A 22,648-nucleotide genomic window follows, 5' to 3' on the forward strand; every position below is an offset into this window, starting at 1 on the left:
TCGAATCCTCGCGACCGCCGGACCCGCGGATCGCGCGTGCCACCGCCCGGCCGGAGTTGCGCAGGGGCACGAGGGTGAAGGCGTATGGGTCGCGTATCGACGGCGATGGACAATGTCGTGCCCTTCCGGCGAATCGCCGTGCGGGGCGCCCCGCGTCCGGCGGGGCTCCGCGAGGGCCAGGCCAAGCGCCGCAGTGACCAGCGCGCCCTGATGGACGCGGTCTACGCCACCGGCAGCCTCGCGGTGGCGGCGGGGGACCGGGACACCAAGCTCACCGCCTCGCGCCTGCAGGTCTACGGCTTCCTCACCGTCGAGGAGATCGGCGAGGACGGCCTCGGCCGCCGCCTGCGCCCCTCCGAGGCGATCCGCGCCCGGGCCGAGCGCCCCTGGCGCCTGACCAAGGCCGCCTACGGCGCCGGCCTCGCCGTCACCATCCCGGCCGTGGACGACTTCCTGTTCGAGACCGCGGGCCTGCCGGCCTGAGCCGCGACCTCGCGGGACGCGGCTCACCGCCTGACCGCCACGGCGCCGCGCCCCCCTCTCCCGCTCGGGAGAGGGAGCGTGTCGCGCCGCCCGCGTCTGCCGACCAATCCTCCGGCGACGACGCTGCGCCCCACCTCTCCCGTCCGGGAGAGGTCGAGTCGGCGCAAGCCGACCGGGTGAGGGGTGCGACTTTTCCGGAAATGTCGCACCCCTCACCCCGGCCCGCTCCGCGGGCAAACCTCTCCCGCACGGGAGAGGGGGCGCGGCGTGCCACCCGCGCCTGCCGGCCCGTCGTCCCGGAGCGACGGCCCGCCCCCGCGTCCGGGGACGGCGCGCGATCGTGGATACCGCCGGGCGCGGGGCCCCGCTATGAGGGGCCGGTGATGAGCGATCCCCGGGACCACCTCGACCGCGCCTTTCTGGCGCGCGATGCCACGATCGGCGTCGTCGGCCTCGGCTATGTCGGGCTGCCGCTCGCCCTGTCGGCGGTGCGGGCCGGGTTCCGGGTGATCGGGTTCGACGTGAACCCGGACCGGGTGGCGCGCATCAACGCGGGCGAGCCCGTGATCGCCCATCTCGACACCGGGGCGGTGCGGGCGGCCCTCGACACCGGCCGGTTCCGGGCGAGCCACGACATGGACGGGCTCGGCGCCCCCGACGCGATCCTGATCTGCGTGCCGACGCCGCTGACGCGCCAGCGCGAGCCCGACCTCTCCTTCGTGCGCGCCACCGCCGCCGACATCGCCCGGCACCTGCGCCCGGGCCAGCTCGTCGTGCTCGAATCGACGACCTGGCCCGGCACCACCGAGGAGGTGCTCAAGCCGGTCCTCGAGGCGCGCGGCCTGCGCAGCGGGCGCGACTTCTTCCTTGCCTTCTCGCCGGAGCGCGAGGACCCGGGCAACCCGACCCACACCCTGGCGAGCACCCCGAAGGTGGTGGGCGGCGACGGGGCGGCGGCGCGCGACCTCGCGGACCGGCTCTACGGGGCGATCGTGCGCCGCACCGTGCCGGTCTCCTCGACCGCCGCGGCCGAGGCCGTGAAGCTCACCGAGAACATCTTCCGGGCCGTCAACATCGCCCTCGTGAACGAGCTGAAGGTCGTCTACGAGGCGCTCGGCATCGACATCTGGGAGGTGATCGAGGCGGCCGCCACCAAGCCCTTCGGCTTCATGGCGTTCGAGCCCGGGCCCGGGCTCGGCGGCCACTGCATCCCGATCGACCCGTTCTACCTGACCTGGAAGGCCCGGGAGGTCGACGTCGCCACCCGCTTCATCGAGCTCGCCGGGGAGGTGAACCGGCAGATGCCCCACTACGTGGTCGGCCGCCTCGCCGAGGCCCTCGACCGCCGCGGCGGCCGCGGGCTCGCGGGGGCCGAGATCCTGATCATCGGCCTCGCCTACAAGCGCAACGTCGACGACATGCGCGAGAGCCCGGCCCTGAAGCTCACCGAGATCCTGGAGGCGCGGGGCGCCCGGGTCTCCTTCCACGATCCCTTCGTGCCCGAGATCCCGCCGACCCGCGAGCACCCGGCCCTGACGGGCCGGCGCTCGCTGCCCCTGGAGCCCGGACTCCTCGCCCGCTCCGCCGCGACCCTGATCGTCACCGACCACGACGGCATCGACTGGGGCCTGGTGGTCGCGCACGCGCCGCTGGTGGTCGACACCCGCAACGCCTGCGCCCGGGCCGGGCTCGCCGGCGCCACCATCGTCAAGGCCTGAGGCCTGCGCGCGGTGGAGCCCGCGGAAATCCGGGGTGACGCCGGGCCCGGGACCCGGTAGGACTCGGTGCGCATCGGGCAGGGCCTGTAGCTCAATGGTTAGAGCCGACCGCTCATAACGGTCTGGTTGCAGGTTCGAGTCCTGCCGGGCCCACCGATTTTCTGCTAAGCCACTGCAAACGCTTAACGTTCGTCGACCATGCTGCCTTGCGAAAGGCCGGAATGCATAACAATCTGCATAACATGGACGATGAGAACGTGCCCCTGCCCAATCACGTGATTCGCCGGAACGGCGTCTTCCAGTACGTGCGACGCATACCGGATGACGTTGCAAGCGCCTTCGCCACGGCCCGCATCCAGCGCTCGTTAAAGACCCGGATCCCGACCGAGGCGAGGTTGCGCGCAGCCCAGATCGATCAGGAAGTCGAAGAGCAATTTACGAAGGCCCGCCTGAAGCTTGGCTTCCAAGTCGCGCCTGTGGTGCATGAAGGGTGGACATGGCCCGATTGGGAAAATTTTATCGCCTGGCTTAAGGCGACCTGGATCGATGAAGACCTGCAACTGCGCGCGAAGGCGATGACGGGTCGGCACCTATCCCGCGATGATGTACCGAACCGGGCCGTCTGGCTGGACGCGTTCGTACTTAAGGAGAGGATCGCGCTTAAAAAACGACTTCTCGATATGAGCATTGCCGAGTACGGGCGCGAGCGCATCTCATATCTGCAAACCTATGCGACCCGCCTCGGAGTGACGCTATCGGTTTCCTCTCCGTACTACGAGCAGATCCTGCGTGGATGCCTGCAAGCCGAACTCAACGCGCTCGATGTCGTCTTCGATCGTGAGGGTGGCAAACCCGTGAGCCACGTCCATCCCGATACAATCGACGGACCTTGGCGGCAGAAGACAACACCGATCGATATGACCCCAGAAGTAGTCGCAACCATCTCCGCTGTGACTCGTGGCACCGGCAAGTCGCTCGATGAATGCATTGACGAGTGGATTCGAGATCGAGTGAGGCTCAAGAAAAAAGTCGACGCTCACCTCGTTGCGGACATGCGGGCGACGATCAAGCGGTTCGCGGATCTCACCAAAGTTACGGATGTGGGCCTGGTCGAACGCAAACACGTCATCCGCTTTCGCGATCACCTGACGGATCATGCCGGGTACAAGGTCGCGACCGTCAACAAAAAAACCGGCTTTCTCACCACCATGGTCGCGACGGCGTCCGGTAAAGGCTGGGTCCACAGTGCGATCGAGGGCGGTATCTACATTGACGTTCCGGAAGATGAGGACAAGCGCGATTCCTATTCACCGGACGAGCTCAGCCGCATCTTCGCTCATCCCATCTTCCGATCCGGCGAGCGATTGGCCCGTGTGAAAGCGTGCGGCGAACTCCAATTCTGGCTGCCGCTCATCTCGTGCACGCACGGTTTGATCTCGTCCGAGATTCTTCAGCTTGGCCCTGACACGATTTGTAAGCACCCCGACGCCGACGTGTTGTGTTTCAGGGTTACGACGGCAGGGGGACGTGCCATCAAAGCTTACTCCCGGGAGCGGTATGTGCCGATCCGAAAAGAGCTCTTGTCTCTCGGCTTCCTCGACTTCGTCGAGACAGCACGACAGAAGGGTTGGCGTAGCCTGTGGAGCACCGTTGAAGAGAAGGGAGGCGACATCTCAATAGTCTCGAATTACTTCTCGGCATTCTGGAGTGAATTTTCGAGAAGTACGATAGGCATCAAGGAGGAGGACAAGTCTCTTTATTCATTTAGACATTCGTTTAAGGACTCCTTAGATTGCGCAAAAATGTCACTGGAAATAAAGCAAGCATTACTGGGTCACTCAGACCCGGGAACAACCGGTCGATATGGGGCGAAGCGTCGACCTAAACCAGTCGACATAAAACTTCTGAGCCGAACGATCCAAAAACTTGAATGGACGTTTCTCCCATCGATTTTCGGTAGCCAACCGGGTGAGTAGCCAGGACTCTGACCCGACAGCCAACTACGCGCAAACCACTGATCCGTCTACGAAATATTGGTCGCACTTGAGTATATCCTACAGTGATGCGTAACACCGATCAAGGCTTGATGTGCCGGTCGCGTCCCAATAGTAGTGTGGATCGGCGCGAGCGAAGATCCACTCCGTGAGCTGGTACAGAGATCCGCCCCGGGCATTGACAGCAGCGGAAGCGGTGCACGCGGATGCGCAATATTCCGCTCCGATCCTGCCTCGGCAGGTTTTTCAAAGTTCGCCGTTAGGCGTAGTGCGCCCGCGTCTAGGACAGTCCGCAACTCGGACAGGCAGCCTGGGCCGCGGAGATGTTAGCGATTATCAGCTACCCAGACGTGTCCAGCGTCAGATCATCGACGTGAGGGGCGTCCAGGACCGACAGCGATGATGGGTTCGAGATTGTTGTCGAGCTGCCCTCAGACCGCGACGAGGAACCACGCCCGAATAATCCAGCTGCACAGAACGCACGGATCGACCATGCTTGGAAGCCGATTTAACCCGAGGTGATGCTTCCACTTTTTTCCAAAGTTCGCTTTCGTAATACAACAATCATTAATCATTTTTTAGATAGAAAGCATATGGAATCTTTCGGCCGACAAAATACAGTCGACCGTTGGTGCATGTTCGATAAAAATTGAATGCTATAGACGAGCCAACCAAAAGATTTCAGGTTTGTTGCGGCGCTGTCAGTATGCGTCCGCTAATTTTGGTTCTTTAGCTGAGATGGTCCCAGATATGCCGCTGCACAATCTTAAATCAGTTTCTTGCTTGCCTTTGGATCGGAAAAAGCAGCTCCTGACTGATAGGAGTGGAGCAATGATACATGAGGCCGGGCATGTAATTGCACTTAGACGATATGGCTTGGTGCCATATTACATTTATATTGGAATAGTTGGTAGCCGTGGTGCTGCTCAACGACCGAGTTTTTTTGGAAAAACAAAGAAAGATGATGAATTTATTAGTGCGGCTGGCGCCCTCATGGAACGCAAATTGTTTGGAGCCTACGATCAAATTGGATGCACTAGCGATATGGTTTCTATTGCAAGTGGTCGTCAATTTGCATTAGACAAACTTAATATCGAGAAGTTTACTATATCAGTTTTAGATGATTTTGCCGATTTTCCGACAGACGATGAGGCTGAATTGGCCATTAAATTGCACGATAAGATTGAAATATTATGGGATTCTGCGCAAAATATCAGAGGCTACAAAAAGTTTACATATTATAGCCTCCGAGACGTTATAAAAGCAAAGAGTTTTTTAAGAGATCTAGATGTTTCATTTGTATCATATTATGGATTCAGAAAGTCTTTTATTTAATGAAGGTAATCTTGGTGTAAAATCACCAGCGGACTTTAGATATGCGCGCAGCATTAGCATTATTTGTTTTACTTATTGTGTTCATCGGGGGCGTCCCGGTGATTTCACTCGTCGAGCACGGAACCGATCTGCGGCTATGGCCGAGTGTCGCCGAGGTGCCGACGGACTTCCTCTACAAAGGTCTGACTACGTACGGCGTCCATATCGTCGACACCTACTGGACGATGTTCTCGGGCCGAGCGCCGGCCTTGGCCGGCGGTGGATTCGTACAGGCTCTGGTCGTCACGATCCTCGGCGGGGCTGCGGCCGGATGGGTCGGCACGCCCAAGCTGAAGGGGCCGCAGCGCGACCCGAGCGATACCTACGGCGGCGCCCGCTGGACAAGCGTGTCGGAGCGCGCTCGGATGCGTGCGGGGCTGGAGATCGGCACCGATCCGGTGACCGGCCACACCATCCGCTTTGCGGTCAAGGGTAACCTCCTCTCCATCGCCCCGCCACGGACCGGCAAGACCAGCGGCTTGCTGATCCCCAATTTGCTCGCGCCCGAGAAGACGGCGTGGTTCGGTCCAGTGGTCGTGCTCGACCCAAAGGGCGAGGCCTACACCGCCACGGCCCGTCGCCGGCGAGACCTCGAACGGAGGGTATTCTGCCTCGATCCGAAGGGCCTCGTCGGTGGTACCGATACCTGGAACCCACTCCTGACCTTCCACCCCGACGACATCCTCTACCTGCAGCGTCTCGCACGTGCCCTGCTGCCGTCATCGGTGAGTGGCGACGGCCAGTACTTCGTCGACCGAGCCGCCGACGTGATCGTGGCGGGATTCCTAGCCGCGCGAGAGGAAGGCCAGCCGAGCGCGCGGCGCGTCTCGCAGTATCTCGCCGACCTCGACCTGTTCGCAATGGTTCTGAAGCCCGTGCTTGCCGACCCCGCCCGCAAAGTGGCCTTACTGCTGGATGCGGACCCGAAAACGCGCGACCCGATCCTCTCGACCGCGGCGCAGGCTTTCCAGTGGTGCGACGACCCGCGCCTGCAGCGCATGACCACGACCAGTACCGTCGACCTGCGCGCCGTGTGCCGCGGCGAGGCCGACCTGTTCATCACCTTGCCGACCGAGGATATGCTCGGCCTCGCTCCGCTGATCCGATGGCTCTTGACCGAGCTGTTCACGAGCGTGCGGCGCAACCGTCCGCGGGAAAGACTGGTGGTGTTCATCGATGAGGCGCGGGTGCTCGGCCGCTTCCAGGAGATCGTCGTCGCCTCTGGCGAACTGCCCGGCTACAACGCGAGCCTGTGGACCTTCTGGCAGGACAGGTCGCAGCTGATCGGCGTATATGGTGATGCCGACGCCCGCACGATGATGGCCACCGCCGAGGTGGTGACCCTGTCCGACCCATCCCTCGTCGATCCGGACGAGCGCGAGCACTGGTCGCGGGCGATCGGCGATTACACCCTGCTGGAGGAAAGCCAAACCATCGAGGCGGCCCAAAACGGCAAGCCGGGCCGCACGACGATCGCCAAGACCGCCAAACCTGCGCGGCTGAAGACCGCGGAGGCACTCGCTTCCCTGCCGGCAACCGACCTCGTCGTTTTCCCCAACAGTCCGGCTCATCCCAAACGCGCCCTCCAGATCCGCAAGACCGTTCACGACGATTTGCGATTCGACGGGTTGGCGGACGCGATTGCCGTGACGGCCGCTGCCTAGCCACGCGGCGGCCGTGGCTCGGCTAAAAGCGAAGTGTGATCGCGGTCCGGGTAAAGGCGTTTGTCACCATGACCTCGCCGTAGCCGCGGCCGTCGAACCAGCGGCGCAGATAGCTCTTCCCGTCGCGCTGGAACCACACGAACTTAGCCTCCTTCGCTTCGTCCATTTGTAGCACCTGGCCTCCAGCAAGCGTCCACGTGATGGTGTACGGCGCGGTCAGGCGCACCGGCACGGCATCCCCCAGGGTGTGGGTCGATATCGTCCGCGCCAAGCTGAGGGCCGATGTGACGAGCAGCACGAGAGCGATCAGGCCCCGTCGGCGATAGCGGACGTGGCGCATCAGGCGGCGCCCAGCGCCCGTGAGAGATCTCCGCATGCGGACGTGCCGGCGCGGGAGCGCCCCGGCCACGGCGCTTTCGAGCTCGGCGCGGTCGGCGGGGGTGAGGGCAGCATCGTGCAAGCCCGCCACCCGTGCCGCCGGAGGTCCGGCGAGGAGTTCGCGCAGGCGCCGGGCGCTCGCCTTGCGGGCACGCGCCTGCGTTGCATCGACGTGCGCCTCGGCTTGACCAAAGCGCGCCCTGAGTTGGCGCAATGCCTCGCTCACCCGATCAGCCACTCAGCCGCCTCCCTCACCGAACGCATCGCTTCCAGACGGAACTCGGCGAGCACCCCGACCGTGGTGGCAGCGAGCGCATAGTCGGGTTCACCGCGCCGATCACGCAGCCGCTCGGCCAGGGCCTCCTCGTCGAGCTGCGGGATCAGCGCCAGGCCGAGGGGATCGACCACCGGGCGCACGCCGGCCGCGAAGGAGAACCGCGGCAGGCGCGAGACGCTCGCGCCCGGTGCGATCTGGCGGACACGCGCGAGATCGACTGTATCGCGGTACTCGTTGGCGACCACGAACTGGCGGGCGGCCCAAGGTACGGCCATGGCGGTCAGCGTCTCCAGGCTGTCGTAGGCGCTTTCGGGCGCGGCTGCCACGACCAGCACGCCGAGCGGGCGCCCACGCCGGGCAAACAGGCCGGCGGCGCGTCCGACCGCGGCGAGGAACGGGGCCGCGCCGTTGGCGCCGATATCGACGATGGCCGGGCGGGTCTCACGCACCAGGGCGTTGATCACCGGATTGAACTCGACCATGGCCGCCTCGCCGCCGGTTTGCATCAGTTCGGCGGTGTCAGCGCGGATCGGGAAGTGCTGAACGCGATCGCCCAGCTCCAGCAGGCGCAGGCTCGATTCGATCTCGTAGACCGGAGCGTTCTCCACCGCCTCGGCGAGCGCTCGCGCCACCGTGCTCTTGCCGACCCCACCGGTCTCCTGGACCACGAACAGCAAGCGCGCACCCGTCGCGACCGGAGCGTCGGAGGCAGACTCGGTGGACGCGGACGGTGGTGGCGAGGTGGGGTTGGACGGTGTGCGAGCCATGGGGATCAGTCCTTCTTGAGCAGGGAACGGGCGCGAGCGAGGGCGGCGATGCGGCGCTCCGCGTCAGAGAGGCGTGATCGTGAGCCGACCGCGGCATCCGCGATGAGATCCAGCGACAAGGCCGGACGGGGAGAAGCCGATCCCGACGCTTCAGGTGTCTGGATCGCGGAAGCAGAAGTCGAGGTTGCCACCGCTTCGTCCCGGACATCGGCGCGGGTCTTCCGTTCGGCATCTCGGGTCGCGCCGCGCTGGGCCTGGCGGCGGATGCTTGAGATGACGCCGGTGAGGTTGCGGCCGGTGATCGCCCGGCCATCAGCGGTTGTGAGGCCTTGGGCGGTCAGGCCGGCGGCGATGGCGTTCCAGGTCAGGCCGCCGGCCTGGAGTGCAAAAAGCGCGTCGAGGTCGGCGCGGACCGCGTCCATCAGGCCGGTGGCGGCCCGCCCTCCCGGCGCCAGGTTGGCGCGTTGGGCACCTGGGGCGGCAGCGGCGTCTCGCGCAAGGCGGCGCAGATCGAGGCGGGGACGCTTGGCCATGCCGCTGGTGTAGACGACATCGGGTTGCGGCCCGGTGCATCCGGTCGCTCGGATGCAGGACAGGTCGGCAACGCGACGTTAGGATACGGCAGGCCACGGTCGACTACGGCAGAGGGCGGTATACGACGGTATGGCTACGGTAGGTCGTACGGTAACCATAGGGGTATCACACCACACGCACTAAAGGTGCTAGGCGTTAACCAGAGGGCCGTTCCGGGCCGGGATTGTTGCTTTTAAGCTTGCCCGACAGCCGGAAGCTAGAGCAGGTTTGCTCATCTTTCCGCCTGCTCGTCCATTGTCCAATCCAGCGCCGATCGCCTCGCCATGCAACCCGTCCGCACCCTTACCGTGACCTTCGATGCCAATCTCGGCACACGTCTGGCCGAGGCCGCCGAGCGGAGCGGCCTCTTGCCCACCGACCTCGTGCTTCAGGCGGTCCGCAACGAGCTCGATGGCGTCACGGCGTATGGCCGCATCACCGACGAGGTCAACCTCGTGAAGGACAGGCTTGCGGCGCTCGTGGCGCTCGTTGGTGAGGCGCTAGAGCCGCCCGCACCGGGTGAGGTCGACGCCATATGCCGCTACAAACCGGCGGCCCCGTCGGCCGGTCCATGACGGCAAGCTTGCATACCCTCGGGGCTGGAGCGAGCGCCGGCGCCTACTACACCAACGATCCCTATCGCGAGACGCAGAACCGCGACGAGTACTACGCCAAGGATGGCGGCGGGCAGTGGCGGACGAACGCCGGCAGCTTGGTGCGCGACGGCGCGGCGATCGATCTCGCGAGCTTCCAGGATCTATGCGCCGGTCGCGATCCGCGGAGCGGCCGATCCTTGGTTCGCGGGGCCGGCGAAGGGCATAGGGCCGGGTGGGACGTGTGCCTGACCACGCCCAAGACTTTTTCGATTCTCTGGGCTAATGGCGGCGTCGACCAGCGGGCACAACTCGAAGCCATCCACGCTGCGGCCGTGACCCAGGCGTTGGACTTTTTGCGCGAGGAGGGCCTCGTCGAGGTTCGGCTCGGGGCAGGCGGGCATTTGCGCGAACAACCAACCGATCTTATGGTCGGTCGCTTTAATCACTATACGACGAGAGACGGCGATCCAAACTGTCATACCCATTGTGTATTGATGAATATCGCGCGATGTGCTGACGGTAAGTACAGAACACTTGAGCCAACGAAGTTGTTCGACTGGCAAAAAGTCGTAGGCTCGGCGTTCAGAGTCGCCCTCGCGGAAGGGTTGTCCCGCGAGTTCGACCTCGCCCTGCGCTCGGCCGGCCAGGGTCAGTTCGAGATCCGCGGTATCCCCGACACGGTGATCGCTGCATTCTCCAAGCGCTCGGCGGCGATCGAGGCGGCGATCGGAGGGGACCGCGCATCGGCCTCTGGATCGCAGAAAGAGGTGGCGGCGCTGTCCACCCGCGGCGCCAAGGCCGACCTGCCGACGGGTGCCGAACTGGAGCAGCGCTGGCGCCAGGAGCTTGCCGCCTTCGATCTCGACCCATGGGCGGCGGTGCGCGAGGCGAGCCGGTCTCGGTCGGCCGATCAGGACAGGGTGTATGTGCCTGAGCAGGATCTCCGGCACGAGCCCGACTTCGATCCGCCCGAGATTGCCGGCGATACGCCGGTGGCGCGGGCGGCATCGACGTTGTTCCGGCATCAGAACGTTCTCGACCGAAAAAGCCTGATCGAGCGGGCGCTGAACGAAGCCTCGCTTCAGGGAATCGGGATCGCAGCGGTTCGGGCGGAGATGACCGCGCTGGAGGAGCAGGGCCAGCTTATTCGCCTCGACCCGTCCGACGGGCAAGCCTGCTGGACTACGTCAGGCATCGCCGCTGCCGAGGCCGCCTTGCTACGCGCCGCCGATCGACCGGAGGCTCGATCGCTGTTCCGACCTGAGGCGCTGACGGCGGCAATCGAAGCGGCGTCCGAACTTTCGGCCGAACAGCGCGAGGCGGTCATCCACGTCGCGGGGCCGGATGCCGGGGGCGTCAGCGTGATGGAGGCGGGAGCCGGGACAGGTAAAACGACGAGTGCTCGCGTGGTGGTGGAAGCTGCCAGGGCGTCTGGGCTGACCGTCATCGGCTTGGCACCGAGCTGGAAGGCGGCCGAGGAGCTTGCCGCCTCGACGGGGATCGAGACCTTCGCCATCGCCAAGTGGCGCCACGATCTCGAACATGGCCGAATTCCACCGCTCGATGGCAACACCCTCGTCCTTTGCGACGAAGCCGGCATGGTCGGCACGAGGGACATGGGCTTCGTCCTCCGCAGCGTTGCAGCAGCACCGAATGGAGGCGCACGCGCGATCCTTCTGGGCGATAGGCGCCAACTCGCGGCTGTGCCGGGTGGATCAGCGTTGCGTGCGGTTGTCGACGTGCTTGGACGGCACGCGACGCTGACCGAGGTGCGACGACAGGGGGTGCCATGGCAGCGCGCCGCTTCGATTCTGATGGCGCGCGGCGAGGTCGAGGCGGGGCTGCGCGCCTATGCGAGACACGAGCGGATCGAACTCGTGAGCGGGACAACGGAGGCGCAGGAACAGGTGATCGCGCTCTGGACCGCGGCCCGTGAACGCTACGGCAACAGCGAGGTCCTGATCGTCACGCGCCGCAACCGCGATGCCGCCGCCCTGAACACGGCAGCTCGCACCGTCCTGCGTGCCGAGGGGCAGATCACGGGACCCGACGTCGAGGTTCGTGCGCGGGACCGCGAGAACAAACCCACGACGCTGAACTTGGCAACCGGCGACAAGATCCGGTTCGGCGAGGGAATCCGACGCCACGGCATCCGCAACAGCACCCGCGGAACGATCGAGGCGATCGGCGCCGACGAGCGCGGCGAGTTACGGATCGCGTTGCGCCTGGAGGATGGCCGCAGGATAGAGGATGCCTACGTCGCGCTGGTACGCGATTCCGTACCGGGACGGCTTGCTGCACCGACGCTGCCTCGGATTACCCTCGCGACCGCGGGTACCGCCTATTCGGTGCAGGGACGAACAGCCTCAGCCTGCGTCTATTATGGCGGCACCGCAAGCGACGCACGCGAGCTTTATGTCGGACTGACCCGCCATCGCCACGACGCTTGGCTCGTGGTCGAGAGGAACCGGCTAGAGTTGGCCGTGCGAAGCCGCGGATCCGATCTCCGGATGGTGCCAAGCACAGCCGAACTTCATGAGCGGCTGTTCGTCGAGGCGCGGCGATACACGGAGAAAGTCAACGTCGTCGATCATGTCGAGGACCGTGTCGCCTTCGTCCGGTCCGGTGCGATCCTGCCAGCACGGGCAGAAGTCCGGCTTGATGTGGAACGCGGGTTCCAGGCTGGGCGGCTACTGCGAGCGGTCCTGCAGGAGCTCGCCGCGGTACCGGGCTTGACCGGAAGAGCCCTTGTTAGACTGCTCCGGGCAACCGAGCGTAGCATCACACGTCGTCTACAAGACCGTCGCGACCCATCCCAAAGCATCGATGAAAACCGCGTCTCTTACCGGCCCGAAGCGTCCAGGCCGTCAGCGCCGGAAATTAGCCGATAAGATGATGGACGAGTTCGGGCTTCGCGATAGTTCAATGGGCAAGGCTATAGGGGCTCGACGATGGTAAAGTAGTTTTCAAGGTCCACCTGCTACCGCGCCGTTCAGCGCGCGCAGGCGGTCATTTCCGCTACCGGCTAGCTACATCCCCGTATGGAGAAGTCCCACCATTGTCTCGACATGACAGCCCGACTAAGGACATACCCGAAAATCGGGTGTATGGAACCCACGGTAGGGAGAGGCATCGTCCGAAGCAGGTACGCGAGCTAGTCCCCGCCGGAGATAGGGGACGGTCATAGGCGCATGAGGCTTGTTCGGAATAGCGGCAATGAACGTGTGATCGACCGGCTGCGCGCCTGGCTCGAACCGGGCGCTTCACTAGATCTGATGTCGCCGACGTTCTCAGTTAATGCCTTCGCGGAAGTCCGAGAACTTATCGGAAACGTCAGCAAATGCCGCTTACTTTTAGGCAATGAAGCGGTATTGGCGGATTCGCTCTTTGGTGGCCCGGCAGATATCGCTTCTCGTGGCCAGCTACAGGGACGCTGGCTCGCGCGCCTTGCTGCCGAGTGGGTCAAAAGGCGCGCGGAGGTCAAGTGCGCACCTACGGCGCCCCCTCAATCGCTCATAGTTGTCCAAGGCGATGAGACGAAACGCGCTTTACTCGGCACCTGTTCTTTCACATCGGATGGGCTTGGAATCACGCCGGGCGGTCACCTCGGGTTGGTTCAGGCTTGCGACGAAAACGACGAAGCTGCTGCATTTGCTGATTGGTTCAGCGCCAATTGGGACGGCCTGAAGGCAGGTGCCGCGGCAAAAGACAAACTCGTTGGCCTCCTCGATGAAGCTGGCTCCCAGCGTGCGCCTTCGCTTCTTTACTTCCAAATATTATTTCAGCTTTTTAAGGATCTCGGTGACGAACTCGATGAAGAGCGAATCATCAAGTCGGCGACCGGTATACGAAACACCGTCGTCTGGAAGAAGCTGTTTCGTTTCCAGCGCGACGGCGTTGTAGGCGCCATCGACAAGCTTGAACGCATCGGTGGCTGCATCATCGCCGATAGTGTAGGCCTTGGGAAAACGTTTGAGGCGCTCGCGGTCATCAAGTACTACGAGCTTCGAAACGACCGCGTGCTCGTGCTTTGCCCTAAGCGTCTGCGGGACAATTGGACGCTCTACAAGGCCAATGACCGGCGTAACATCCTGGCCGAGGATCGGCTCAACTACGATGTTCTGAATCACACCGATCTGTCCCGTGACGGCGGCTTGTCCGGCGACATCGACCTCTCCAATGTGAACTGGGGAAACTACGATCTCGTCGTGATCGACGAGTCGCATAACTTCCGAAACAAGGCGACCCACAAGGAACGCGACACGCGCTACGACCACTTGATGAAGCGCGTGATCAAGGCCGGTGTGAAGACCAAGGTGCTCATGCTATCTGCGACGCCGGTCAACAATCGGCTGGCGGACCTCAAGAACCAGATCGCCTTCATGACCGAGGGCAATGATCTGGCGCTGATCGGCCACGGCATTCCGAGCATCGAGGCTACGATCAGGAAGGCCCAGGCCCAATTCAACCGCTGGCTTGATCTCCCTGAAGTCGAACGGCGCCCAGCCCGGCTGATGGACATGCTCGGTTTCGACTATTTCAAGCTGCTGGACATGCTGACGATCGCTCGGTCCCGCAAGCATGTTCAACGCTACTACGGCACGGCCGAGACAGGGCAATTTCCGGAGCGGCTTCGGCCCTTCAACATTAAGGCGGACGTCGATCTGGCCGGCGAGTTCCGACCGATCTGCGAGATCAACAACGAAATCCGTCGGCTGACGCTCGGCGCCTACGCGCCCTTGCGCTACGTGCTCCCGCACAAACAAGCCGCCTACGACGAGAAATATAGCACCAAAATCCGCGGCGGCGAGAGCTTCTTCCGTCAGGTGGATCGAGAGGAAAGCCTCATCCACCTGCTTCGGGTCAACATCCTGAAGCGTATGGAGAGCTCGGTTGCCTCGTTTGCGCTGACGATCAAACGCCAGCTTACCGACGTGGAGTCCTTGCTTTCGAAGATCGACGCCCACGACGAGGCGGTGGAAGAGACCACGATCGACGACATCGATGTTGACGACCCGGCCTTCGAGTCCCTGCTCGTCGGCCGCAAGGTAAAAGTCCTGCTTCAGGACGTGGACCGGGTGCGGTGGCGGCAAGACCTCATCGAGGATCGCAATCGGCTTGCGACGCTGCTGTCGGCCGCACGTTCGGTCACGGCGGATCGCGACGCCAAGCTCGATGCATTGAAACAGGTGATCGCCAAGAAGGCGCACCAGCCCGTCAACGCCGGCAATCGAAAGCTGCTGCTCTTCACCGCGTTTGCGGACACGGCGGACTATCTTTATCGCGAGCTGGCGCCTTGGGCGAAGAAGACGCTTGGGTTCAACGCAGCTGTCGTCACCGGCACCGGCGCAAACAAGACCACCTTGCCTGGCTTGCGCAGCGATATGAGCACGATCCTCAGTGCCTTCTCGCCGCGCGCGAAAGAGCGCCCGGCGGAAATGGCCGCCGAAGGCGAAATCGATCTCTTGATCGCCACGGACTGCATTTCGGAAGGCCAAAACCTCCAGGATTGCGACTTCCTCATCAACTACGACATCCACTGGAACCCAGTTCGGATCATCCAGCGCTTCGGCCGTATCGACCGGATCGGGTCGCCCAATGCCCAGATCCAGCTAGTTAACTTCTGGCCGAACATGGAGCTCGACGAATATCTCGATCTCGAATCCCGCGTGAGCGGACGCATGGTGCTGCTGGACTTGTCCGCGACCGGCGAGGAGAACGTGATCGAGTTCCAGGCGGGCAACCAGATGAACGATCTGGAATATCGCCGCGCCCAGCTTCAGAAGCTGCAAGACGCGGTGATCGATCTTGAAGACCTGTCGAGCGGCGTTTCGATCGCCGATCTGACGCTCAACGATTTTCGCATCGATTTGTCGGGATACCTGCGCGAGAACAAGGAGCGGCTGGAAGCGCTGCCGCTCGCGACCTATGCCGTCACCTCCGCCCCGCGGAGCACCACGGCGAACGGCGACGCTGGCCTTCAGCCTGGCGTGATCTTCTGCCTTCGCGCGGTTGGCGACGTGGCTCTCAAATCGCCGGAGCCCGGCTATCCGTTGAGCCCGCACTATGTTGTCCACGTCGGTGAGGACGGCGAAATCAGGCTTCCCTACACGCAGGCGAAGCAGGTGCTGGACGCCTTGAAGAAGCTCAGCCTCGGGCGTAATCTGCCCGACGCCGAAGCCGGTGCCAGGTTCGATAAGGCTACGCGCTTCGGCCGGGATATGGAGCCCTACCAGAAGCTACTAGCCCGCGCCGTCGCATCGGTCGTCGGCAAGAAGGAAGAGCGCGCGGTCGCCAGTCTTTTCTCGCCTGGCGGCACGCATGCGATGAAGGGTGAATTCGCGGGGATCAATGACTTCGAGGTCGTGGCGTTTCTGGTCGTGCTGCCCGACGCGGAGGGTGCGGCTACGTGACAACGGACGGCGGCATCCTCGCAATTATCAACGCCTTGGGTTTGCCGCCCGAGGCTCGTGTTGATGCGCGGGTGCCGAAGAAGTTGCTGGTCGAACAGGGCGCCCCTACTTCCGCCGACAAGCGCGCCATTCAGGACGGCATCGACGAACTGCAATGGCTTGCCGCATGCAAGCCTACCACGATCGGCGTGCCGAGCTTTGCGGACGACACCCGGGAATATCTTGAAGTCGCGGTCGTTGCCTGCGCCTTCCGACCGGGCGCAAAAGCTGCGCGGCTGATCGAACTGATACACCGCGCCATTCCCTATCCAGTGCTTCTGGTGACAACCGACGAACAAGGCGTTGCGCTCTCGGCGGCGCATAAACGCCATGCCCAGAATGAAGCGAATAAAGTTGTGATCGAGCGCCTCGTTTCTGTTGTGGGAATAAGAACTGAACACTCAAACATCAATGAAACAGCTTTCCTGCAAAGTCTTGCCCTTGCCAAGCAGTCCCGCCGCGACCTATTCACTTTGTACGAGGGATGGCTGGCGCGAATCGAAGCTCTAAATGCGGCGCGTCTCAATGGCGCCTTCGCCGCAAGCGACGAGCCGGCAGTGGTCGAGCGCCGCCGCGAAGCCCTCGAAGCCCATTCACGGCTTGCGCGCGAGATCACTGGTCTTCGCGCCAAGGCCACTCGCGAGAAACAGCTGAACCGGCGCGTCGATCTCAATCTGGAGATCCAGCGCCTGGAAGCCGAGATCGCGGCCCACGATAAGAACCTTTGAATACGGAAAGCGCGCCCATGCCCGAAATCAAAAAGATCGATTTGAACGATCCCGACACCAAGAGCGCCGATATCGTCGCGGGCAACATCGACGCCCTGAAGGTGCTGTTCCCGGAAGCCTTTACGGAAGGCAAGATCGATTTTGAGGTACTGAAGGGCCTGCTCGGCGCGGCGGTCGATGAGCGCGACGAAAAGTATGGGCTGAACTGGCACGGCAAGCGTCGCGCGCGACAGATCGCGCTGACGCCTTCAACCGGAACCCTGTTGCCCTGCCCAGACGAAAGTGTCGATTGGGACACGACGCAAAACCTGATGATCGAGGGCGACAATCTTGAAGTGCTGAAGCTCTTGCAGAAGAGTTACGCTGGCAAGGTGAAGTTGATCTACATCGATCCGCCTTACAACACTGGCAAGGATTTTGTGTATCCCGACGATTTTCGCGACAACATAAAGAACTATCTTGAGCTCACTGGGCAGATCGAAGGCGAGCGTAAGATTTCCTCAAACACGGAATCATCAGGCCGATTTCATACTGAATGGCTGAACATGATGCTTCCCCGTCTAAAGTTGTCGAGAGACCTGCTTACGGACGATGGTGTTCTTATAGTATCTATAGATGAGGCGGAACATGCCAATCTAATCAAAACCTGCGAACTCGTATTTGGCGAAGAGAATTTCGCTGGTGAGATTATTTGGCGAAACAGCAGTAAGAACGATCAGTCTTACATCTCGATTCAACATGAATACTTTGTTGTTTTCGTAAAAAACAAACAATCTAATCCTGGGCTTTGGATGGAAAAGAAATCAGGCCTAGAAGAAATATACGCAGCCTTTTTGCAGTTTAAGGCAAAGCACGGAAATGACTGGGGTGCGATAAACGCTGAAGCCAAGGCGTGGTTCAAGCAGTTTTCCGAATCTAATCCGATTAGCAATAGCAAGCACTATACTTGGATGGATGAGGCGGGAATCTACTTCCCTGATAACATATCAGGTCCGAATTTTGGCCAGTATCGATATGACGTTTTGCACCCAGTGACTGGACGAGTGTGCAAAGAGCCTGCGAGTGGTTGGCGGTATCCAGAAGAAACGATGAAGAAGCGGATAGCTGATGGGCGCGTCCATTTTGGTGCAGATCACAGCACCGTGCCTAACAACAAGACTTATCTTAAGGACACAGAGTTTCAGAGCTTAACAAGTATGCGCTTCGTGGACGGCCGAGCAGCGTCAAAGCGTCTCCAGACGCTTTTTGGGACTAAAGTATTTACAAACCCAAAGGATGAGTTTTTGCTGAAAGATTTGATGAAGGCATTTGGTATCGGAGCGGACCACTTGGTTCTTGATTTCTTTGCCGGATCTGGAACCACTCAACACGCGATTTTTGAACTAAATGCTGAGCAGGGAAGCCAAGTTCGTGCTGTGCTTGTTCAATTCCCGGAAAAGCTTGACGGAATGCTAGAAAAGGCAACCGGCAGTGCCAAAGAAGTAGTTAAAAATGCTATCGCTTATCTCGATGCGAAAGGAGTTCCGCGGACCATTTTCGAGATCGCTAAAGAGAGAGTACGCCTTGCCGCAAGGGCGATCCCAGGGACATTGGACCGCGGCTTCCGCGTCTTCAAACTCGCCTCTTCAAACATCCGCGCCTGGGAGCCTGACGCCGCCGATCTCGCAAACAGCCTGCTGAAGAACGCCGAGCACCTCGTCCAAGGCCGCAAGGAGCAGGACGTTCTCTATGAGCTGTTGCTCAAGCTCGGGCTCGATCTCTGTGTACCGATCGAGGCCAAGACGATTGCGGGCAAGTCCGCTCACTCCATCGGCGGCGGCGCGTTGATCGTCTGCCTTGCCGATGGGCTGACCAAGGACGTGATCGAACCGCTGGCGTCGGGCATCGTCGCGTGGCGGGTTGCGCTTGCGCCCGCCGTCGATACGCGCGTCGTATTCAAGGATTCCGGCTTTGCCGACGATATCGCCAAGACCAATATGGCGGCGATCCTAAACCAGAACGGCATCACCGACGTGCGGAGCCTCTGATGAAGCTCCATTTCGAACCCGATCTCGACTATCAGAAACTGGCGATCGAATCCGTTGCTGATCTGTTTCGCGGCCAGGAGATCAACCGCACGGAGTTCACGGTCACACGTCGGCCGGTGGTCGAACGCACCGGACAAGGCAGCCTCGATCTTGGCGGCTTCTTTGGCGCGCAAGGTGAATTGGGACTCGTCGAAAGCGAACTCGGTATCGGCAACCGGCTGACGCTGCTCGATGATGAGATCATCGGCAATTTGAAAGACATTCAGCTTCGCAATGGCCTCGCGCCGTCAACGGCGCTTACCTCCGGCAATTTCACCGTCGAGATGGAGACCGGTACCGGCAAGACCTATGTCTATCTGCGGACGATCTTCGAGCTGAACCGGCGCTACGGCTTCACCAAATTCGTGATCGTCGTCCCCTCGGTCGCGATCAAGGAAGGCGTCTACAAGACGCTTCAGATCACTGAAGAGCATTTCAAGGGCCTCTATTCTGGCCAGCCTTTCGACTATTTCCTCTACGATTCCAGCAAGCCCGGGCAGGTGCGCAATTTCGCGACCAGCCCGAACATCCAGGTCATGGTGGTGACCGTCGGCGCTATCAACAAGAAGGACGTGAACAACCTCTACAAGGACAGCGAGAAGACCGGCGGCGAACGCCCCATCGACCTGATCCGCGCGACGCGGCCGATCCTGATCGTGGATGAGCCGCAAAGCGTGGATGGCGGTCTCGAGGGGCGCGGCAAGCAAGCGCTCGACGAGATGAACCCGCTTTGCACGCTGCGCTACTCGGCGACGCACACGAACAAGCATCACATGGTGTTCCGCCTCGACGCTGTGGACGCCTACGAACGCAAGCTGGTCAAGCAGATCGAGGTCGCCTCGATGGAAGTCGAGGGCGGGCATAACAAGGCGTATGTGCGCTTTGTTTCGGCCAGCAACGGCAAGGGACCGGTGACGGCTCGCGTGGAGATCGACGTTCAGGACGGCCAGCATGTGCGCCGCAAGGAGGTTGTCGTTCAGGACGGCGACGATCTTCAGGAGATCACCCGCCGCGCCGTCTATGCCGACTGTCGCATCGGCGAGATCCGCGCCGCGAAGAACGACCAGCTTCTTGAGGTAAAGCTTCCGGGCGGCGAGACGTTCCTATCGCTTGGCCAGGCGGTCGGCGATGTAGACGCGGACTCCATGAAGCGGCTGATGATCCGCCGGACGATTCAGGAACATCTGGAAAAGGAAAAGCGCCTCGCGCCGCTAGGCATAAAGGTGTTGAGCCTGTTCTTCATCGATGCGGTCGAGCACTACCGGTCCTATGACGAAGACGGGAACGCAGTGAAGGGTAAATACGCCCGCATCTTCGAGGAAGAGTACCGGCGGGCCGCGAAGCTTCCGGAGTTCGTGAGTTTGTTCAAGGAGGTCGATCTCACCTCGGAAGCCGAAGAGGTTCACGACGGCTATTTCTCGATCGACAAGGCACGGCGCTGGACCGATACCGCCGACAACAATCAGACCGGCCGCGACAACGCCGAGCGCGCCTACAACCTGATCATGAAAGACAAAGAGAACCTGTTGGGCTTCGAGACGAAGCTCAAGTTCATCTTCTCGCATTCAGCCCTGAAGGAGGGCTGGGACAACCCGAACGTCTTTCAGATTTGCGCATTGCGCGAGATGGGCACCGAGCGCGAGCGCCGCCAGACCATCGGCCGCGGCTTGCGCCTCTGTGTGAACCAGAAGGGCGAGCGCTTGCGCGGGTTCGAGATCAACACGCTGACCGTCATCGCCACCGAGAGCTTTGAGGAGTTCGCGGAAAACCTGCAAAAGGAAATCGAGAAGGACACCGGCATCAAGTTCGGGATCGTCGAGAAGCACCAGTTTGCCGCGATCCCGGTGGCGAAGGCCGACGGCTCAACCGGGATGCTGGGTTTCGACGAGTCCGCCGCCATCTTCGAGCACCTGAAGACGCAAGGCTTCGTGGATGCCAAAGGCAAGGTGCAGGATGCCTTGCGCACAGCGTTGAAGGACGGGACGTTTGCCCTGCCGAAGGTCCTGGAAGGTCACCTTGCGGCGGTTCGTGATGTACTGCGGAAGGTCGCAGGTAAGCTCGATATCAAGAACGCCGACGAACGCGTCGTCGTCAAAACCCGGCAGGCGATCCTCGAGAGCGCCGAGTTCCAGGCGCTCTGGGACAGGATCAAACATAAGACGACCTATCGCGTCCACTTCGACAACGAGAAGCTGATCACCGACTGCGCCAAGGCCATCGCCAACGGCCCGCCGGTTTCCAAGGCCCGAGTGCGGATCAGGAAGGCCGATTTGTCCATCGGCCAGGGCGGCGTGGAGGCCAAGGAGCGCGACAAGAACAGCGGCACGATCGTGACCATCGAGGAAGGCGACATTGCGTTGCCCGACGTGCTGACCGATCTTCAGGATCGCACGCAGCTCACGCGCAAGAGCCTCGTCCGTATCCTGACGGAATGCGGGCGGCTGAACGATTTCAAGCGCAACCCGCAGGCCTTCATCGAAATCGCGGGCGAAGTGATCAACCGCACCAAGCGCTTGGCGCTCGTCGATGGGATCAAATACCAGAAGATTGGCGATGACAGCTATTACGCCCAAGAGCTTTTCCAGAAGGAAGAGCTGATGGGCTATCTAAAGAATATGCTGAAGGACGCGACAAAATCGGTCTTCGAGCACGTCGTCTATGATTCCGGCGGCGTCGAGCGAACGTTCGCCGAGCAGCTTGAGAAGAACGAGTCCGTCAAAATCTACGCCAAGCTTCCGGCGTGGTTCAAAGTCCCGACGCCGCTTGGCACCTACAATCCTGATTGGGCGGTGCTGGTCGAAGTCAGCGGCGAGGAGCGGCTCTATTTTGTGATTGAAACCAAGGGCAGCCTGTTCACCGACGATCTTCGCGACAACGAGGCCGCGAAGATTATCTGCGGCGAGGCCCACTTTAAAGCGCTCGCCACTGATCCAAACCCGGCAGGCTATATCAAGGCGACGAAGGTCGACGACTTGATGGAGCGCTGCTAATTACGGAACTGCGGGTAATCGTGTGAACACCACTCACTCATACCAAGCCTCGTTGAGCAGGACTCACGCGGGGTAGTGGTGCGGACAGGGGTGTGCTTCTGTCCTTAGGTTTGAAGCCTGGGAGGATGGGATAGCCGCTCCTGTACCACTGCGGCTGGACTTCGATGCCGCGGCCCTGCGTGCCCTGGCGAAGCGTTCGCACGACCCGGATCAGACCCGCCGCCTGCTGGCTCTGTCTGCGATCTACGCCGGCGGCTCGCGCTCCGAGGCGGCCGCTCTCGGCGGGGTCGGGCTTCAGACGGTACGGGACTGGGTCCTGGCCTTCAACGCCGATGGGCCAGAAGGGTTGATCGGCGGCAAGGCTCCCGGTGCCCGCTCGCGGTTGAACGCGGATCTCCGTGCCGCGCTGAAGGCCCTGGTCGAGCAAGGCCCGATGCCGGCGGCGCATGGGATGGTGCGCTGGCGGTTGGTCGATCTGGCTCAGATCCTGTTTCAGGACCACGACGTCTCGGTCTCCGAGCAGACGCTGAGCCGGGTTCTGCGGAGCATGGGCTACCGGAAGCTCTCGGCTCGTCCGCGTCATCACGC

At 61.8% G+C, this 22,648-nt stretch carries 14 protein-coding genes, 1 tRNA gene and 1 pseudogene; 13 read left to right on the forward strand and 3 right to left on the reverse strand.

Annotated elements, in window-relative coordinates; all coding sequences use genetic code 11:
- The first annotated feature begins 84 nt into the window (after positions 1-84).
- The 6 genes from F6X51_RS22175 to F6X51_RS22200 all read left to right on the forward strand — a co-directional run bounded on the left by F6X51_RS22175 (position 85) and on the right by F6X51_RS22200 (position 7,233).
- Positions 85-483 carry a hypothetical protein gene (locus tag F6X51_RS22175; protein ID WP_150965854.1) on the forward strand — a complete coding sequence of 133 codons (399 nt, stop codon included), beginning with the start codon at positions 85-87 and terminating at the stop codon, positions 481-483.
- Between the two features lie 383 nt (positions 484-866).
- The gene (locus tag F6X51_RS22180; protein ID WP_150965855.1) at positions 867-2,201 is read left to right on the forward strand and encodes a nucleotide sugar dehydrogenase; all 1,335 of its coding nucleotides are present in this window, start codon (positions 867-869) and stop codon (positions 2,199-2,201) included.
- Between the two features lie 80 nt (positions 2,202-2,281).
- Positions 2,282-2,354 (forward strand) — tRNA-Ile (locus F6X51_RS22185).
- A gap of 89 nt (positions 2,355-2,443) precedes the next feature.
- Positions 2,444-4,177, forward strand: a complete 1,734-nt coding sequence (locus tag F6X51_RS22190) for a DUF6538 domain-containing protein (RefSeq protein ID WP_150965856.1) — start codon at positions 2,444-2,446, stop codon at positions 4,175-4,177.
- A gap of 768 nt (positions 4,178-4,945) precedes the next feature.
- On the forward strand, positions 4,946-5,530 hold the full coding sequence (locus F6X51_RS22195; RefSeq protein ID WP_150965857.1) for a hypothetical protein: 585 nt from the start codon (positions 4,946-4,948) through the stop codon (positions 5,528-5,530).
- A 41-nt stretch (positions 5,531-5,571) separates the two neighbouring features.
- Positions 5,572-7,233 carry a type IV secretory system conjugative DNA transfer family protein gene (locus F6X51_RS22200; RefSeq protein ID WP_150965858.1) on the forward strand — a complete coding sequence of 554 codons (1,662 nt, stop codon included), beginning with the start codon at positions 5,572-5,574 and terminating at the stop codon, positions 7,231-7,233.
- A 22-nt stretch (positions 7,234-7,255) separates the two neighbouring features.
- On the opposite strand, the gene F6X51_RS22205 is transcribed toward F6X51_RS22200, so the two are convergent.
- The 3 genes from F6X51_RS22205 to F6X51_RS22215 all read right to left on the reverse strand — a co-directional run bounded on the left by F6X51_RS22205 (position 7,256) and on the right by F6X51_RS22215 (position 9,188).
- Positions 7,256-7,849: a hypothetical protein gene (locus tag F6X51_RS22205; protein WP_150965859.1), complete on the reverse strand. Its 594-nt coding sequence runs from the start codon at positions 7,847-7,849 to the stop codon at positions 7,256-7,258.
- The gene (locus F6X51_RS22210) at positions 7,834-8,565 is read right to left on the reverse strand and encodes a P-loop NTPase family protein (protein WP_150965860.1); all 732 of its coding nucleotides are present in this window, start codon (positions 8,563-8,565) and stop codon (positions 7,834-7,836) included. The genes F6X51_RS22205 and F6X51_RS22210 overlap by 16 nt, the downstream gene beginning before the upstream one ends.
- 95 nt (positions 8,566-8,660) lie before the next feature.
- Positions 8,661-9,188 carry a hypothetical protein gene (locus tag F6X51_RS22215; protein ID WP_150965861.1) on the reverse strand — a complete coding sequence of 176 codons (528 nt, stop codon included), beginning with the start codon at positions 9,186-9,188 and terminating at the stop codon, positions 8,661-8,663.
- Positions 9,189-9,512: 324 nt separating this feature from the next.
- Between F6X51_RS22215 and F6X51_RS22220 the strand changes: the two genes are divergently transcribed.
- The 7 genes and pseudogenes from F6X51_RS22220 to F6X51_RS22250 form a co-directional block, all read left to right on the forward strand.
- A complete protein-coding gene (locus F6X51_RS22220; RefSeq protein WP_150965862.1) occupies positions 9,513-9,803 on the forward strand; it encodes a hypothetical protein in 291 nt (96 codons plus the stop codon).
- 8 nt (positions 9,804-9,811) lie between these two features.
- Entirely contained in the window at positions 9,812-12,715 is a 2,904-nt protein-coding gene (mobF, locus tag F6X51_RS22225; RefSeq protein ID WP_246696954.1) for a MobF family relaxase, read from the forward strand.
- 300 nt (positions 12,716-13,015) lie between these two features.
- Positions 13,016-16,237 (forward strand): helicase-related protein, encoded by a 3,222-nt coding sequence (locus tag F6X51_RS22230; protein ID WP_150965864.1) that lies wholly within the window; start codon positions 13,016-13,018, stop codon positions 16,235-16,237.
- On the forward strand, positions 16,234-17,004 hold the full coding sequence (locus tag F6X51_RS22235) for a DUF4391 domain-containing protein (RefSeq protein ID WP_150965865.1): 771 nt from the start codon (positions 16,234-16,236) through the stop codon (positions 17,002-17,004). Before F6X51_RS22230 ends, F6X51_RS22235 begins: the two co-directional genes overlap by 4 nt.
- A gap of 17 nt (positions 17,005-17,021) precedes the next feature.
- On the forward strand, positions 17,022-19,031 hold the full coding sequence (locus F6X51_RS22240) for a site-specific DNA-methyltransferase (protein ID WP_150965866.1): 2,010 nt from the start codon (positions 17,022-17,024) through the stop codon (positions 19,029-19,031).
- Entirely contained in the window at positions 19,031-22,060 is a 3,030-nt protein-coding gene (locus F6X51_RS22245) for a type III restriction-modification system endonuclease (protein WP_150965867.1), read from the forward strand. Before F6X51_RS22240 ends, F6X51_RS22245 begins: the two co-directional genes overlap by 1 nt.
- Before the next feature lie 92 nt (positions 22,061-22,152).
- Positions 22,153-22,648: pseudogene (locus tag F6X51_RS22250) on the forward strand (helix-turn-helix domain-containing protein); the annotation flags it as partial.

This window comes from Methylobacterium planeticum, from assembly GCF_008806345.1.
Classification (GTDB): domain Bacteria; phylum Pseudomonadota; class Alphaproteobacteria; order Rhizobiales; family Beijerinckiaceae; genus Methylobacterium; species Methylobacterium planeticum.

Excerpts from the sequence above, each read along its gene's own strand:
- F6X51_RS22175 (WP_150965854.1), top strand. The coding sequence starts at position 85 with ATGGGTCGCGTATCGACGGCGATGGACAATGTCGTGCCCTTCCGGCGA.
- F6X51_RS22180 (WP_150965855.1), top strand. The coding sequence starts at position 867 with ATGAGCGATCCCCGGGACCACCTCGACCGCGCCTTTCTGGCGCGCGAT.
- F6X51_RS22190 (WP_150965856.1), top strand. The coding sequence starts at position 2,444 with ATGGACGATGAGAACGTGCCCCTGCCCAATCACGTGATTCGCCGGAAC.
- F6X51_RS22195 (WP_150965857.1), top strand. The coding sequence starts at position 4,946 with ATGCCGCTGCACAATCTTAAATCAGTTTCTTGCTTGCCTTTGGATCGG.
- F6X51_RS22200 (WP_150965858.1), top strand. The coding sequence starts at position 5,572 with ATGCGCGCAGCATTAGCATTATTTGTTTTACTTATTGTGTTCATCGGG.
- F6X51_RS22215 (WP_150965861.1), bottom strand. The coding sequence starts at position 9,188 with ATGGCCAAGCGTCCCCGCCTCGATCTGCGCCGCCTTGCGCGAGACGCC.
- F6X51_RS22220 (WP_150965862.1), top strand. The coding sequence starts at position 9,513 with ATGCAACCCGTCCGCACCCTTACCGTGACCTTCGATGCCAATCTCGGC.
- F6X51_RS22230 (WP_150965864.1), top strand. The coding sequence starts at position 13,016 with ATGAGGCTTGTTCGGAATAGCGGCAATGAACGTGTGATCGACCGGCTG.
- F6X51_RS22240 (WP_150965866.1), top strand. The coding sequence starts at position 17,022 with ATGCCCGAAATCAAAAAGATCGATTTGAACGATCCCGACACCAAGAGC.
- F6X51_RS22245 (WP_150965867.1), top strand. The coding sequence starts at position 19,031 with ATGAAGCTCCATTTCGAACCCGATCTCGACTATCAGAAACTGGCGATC.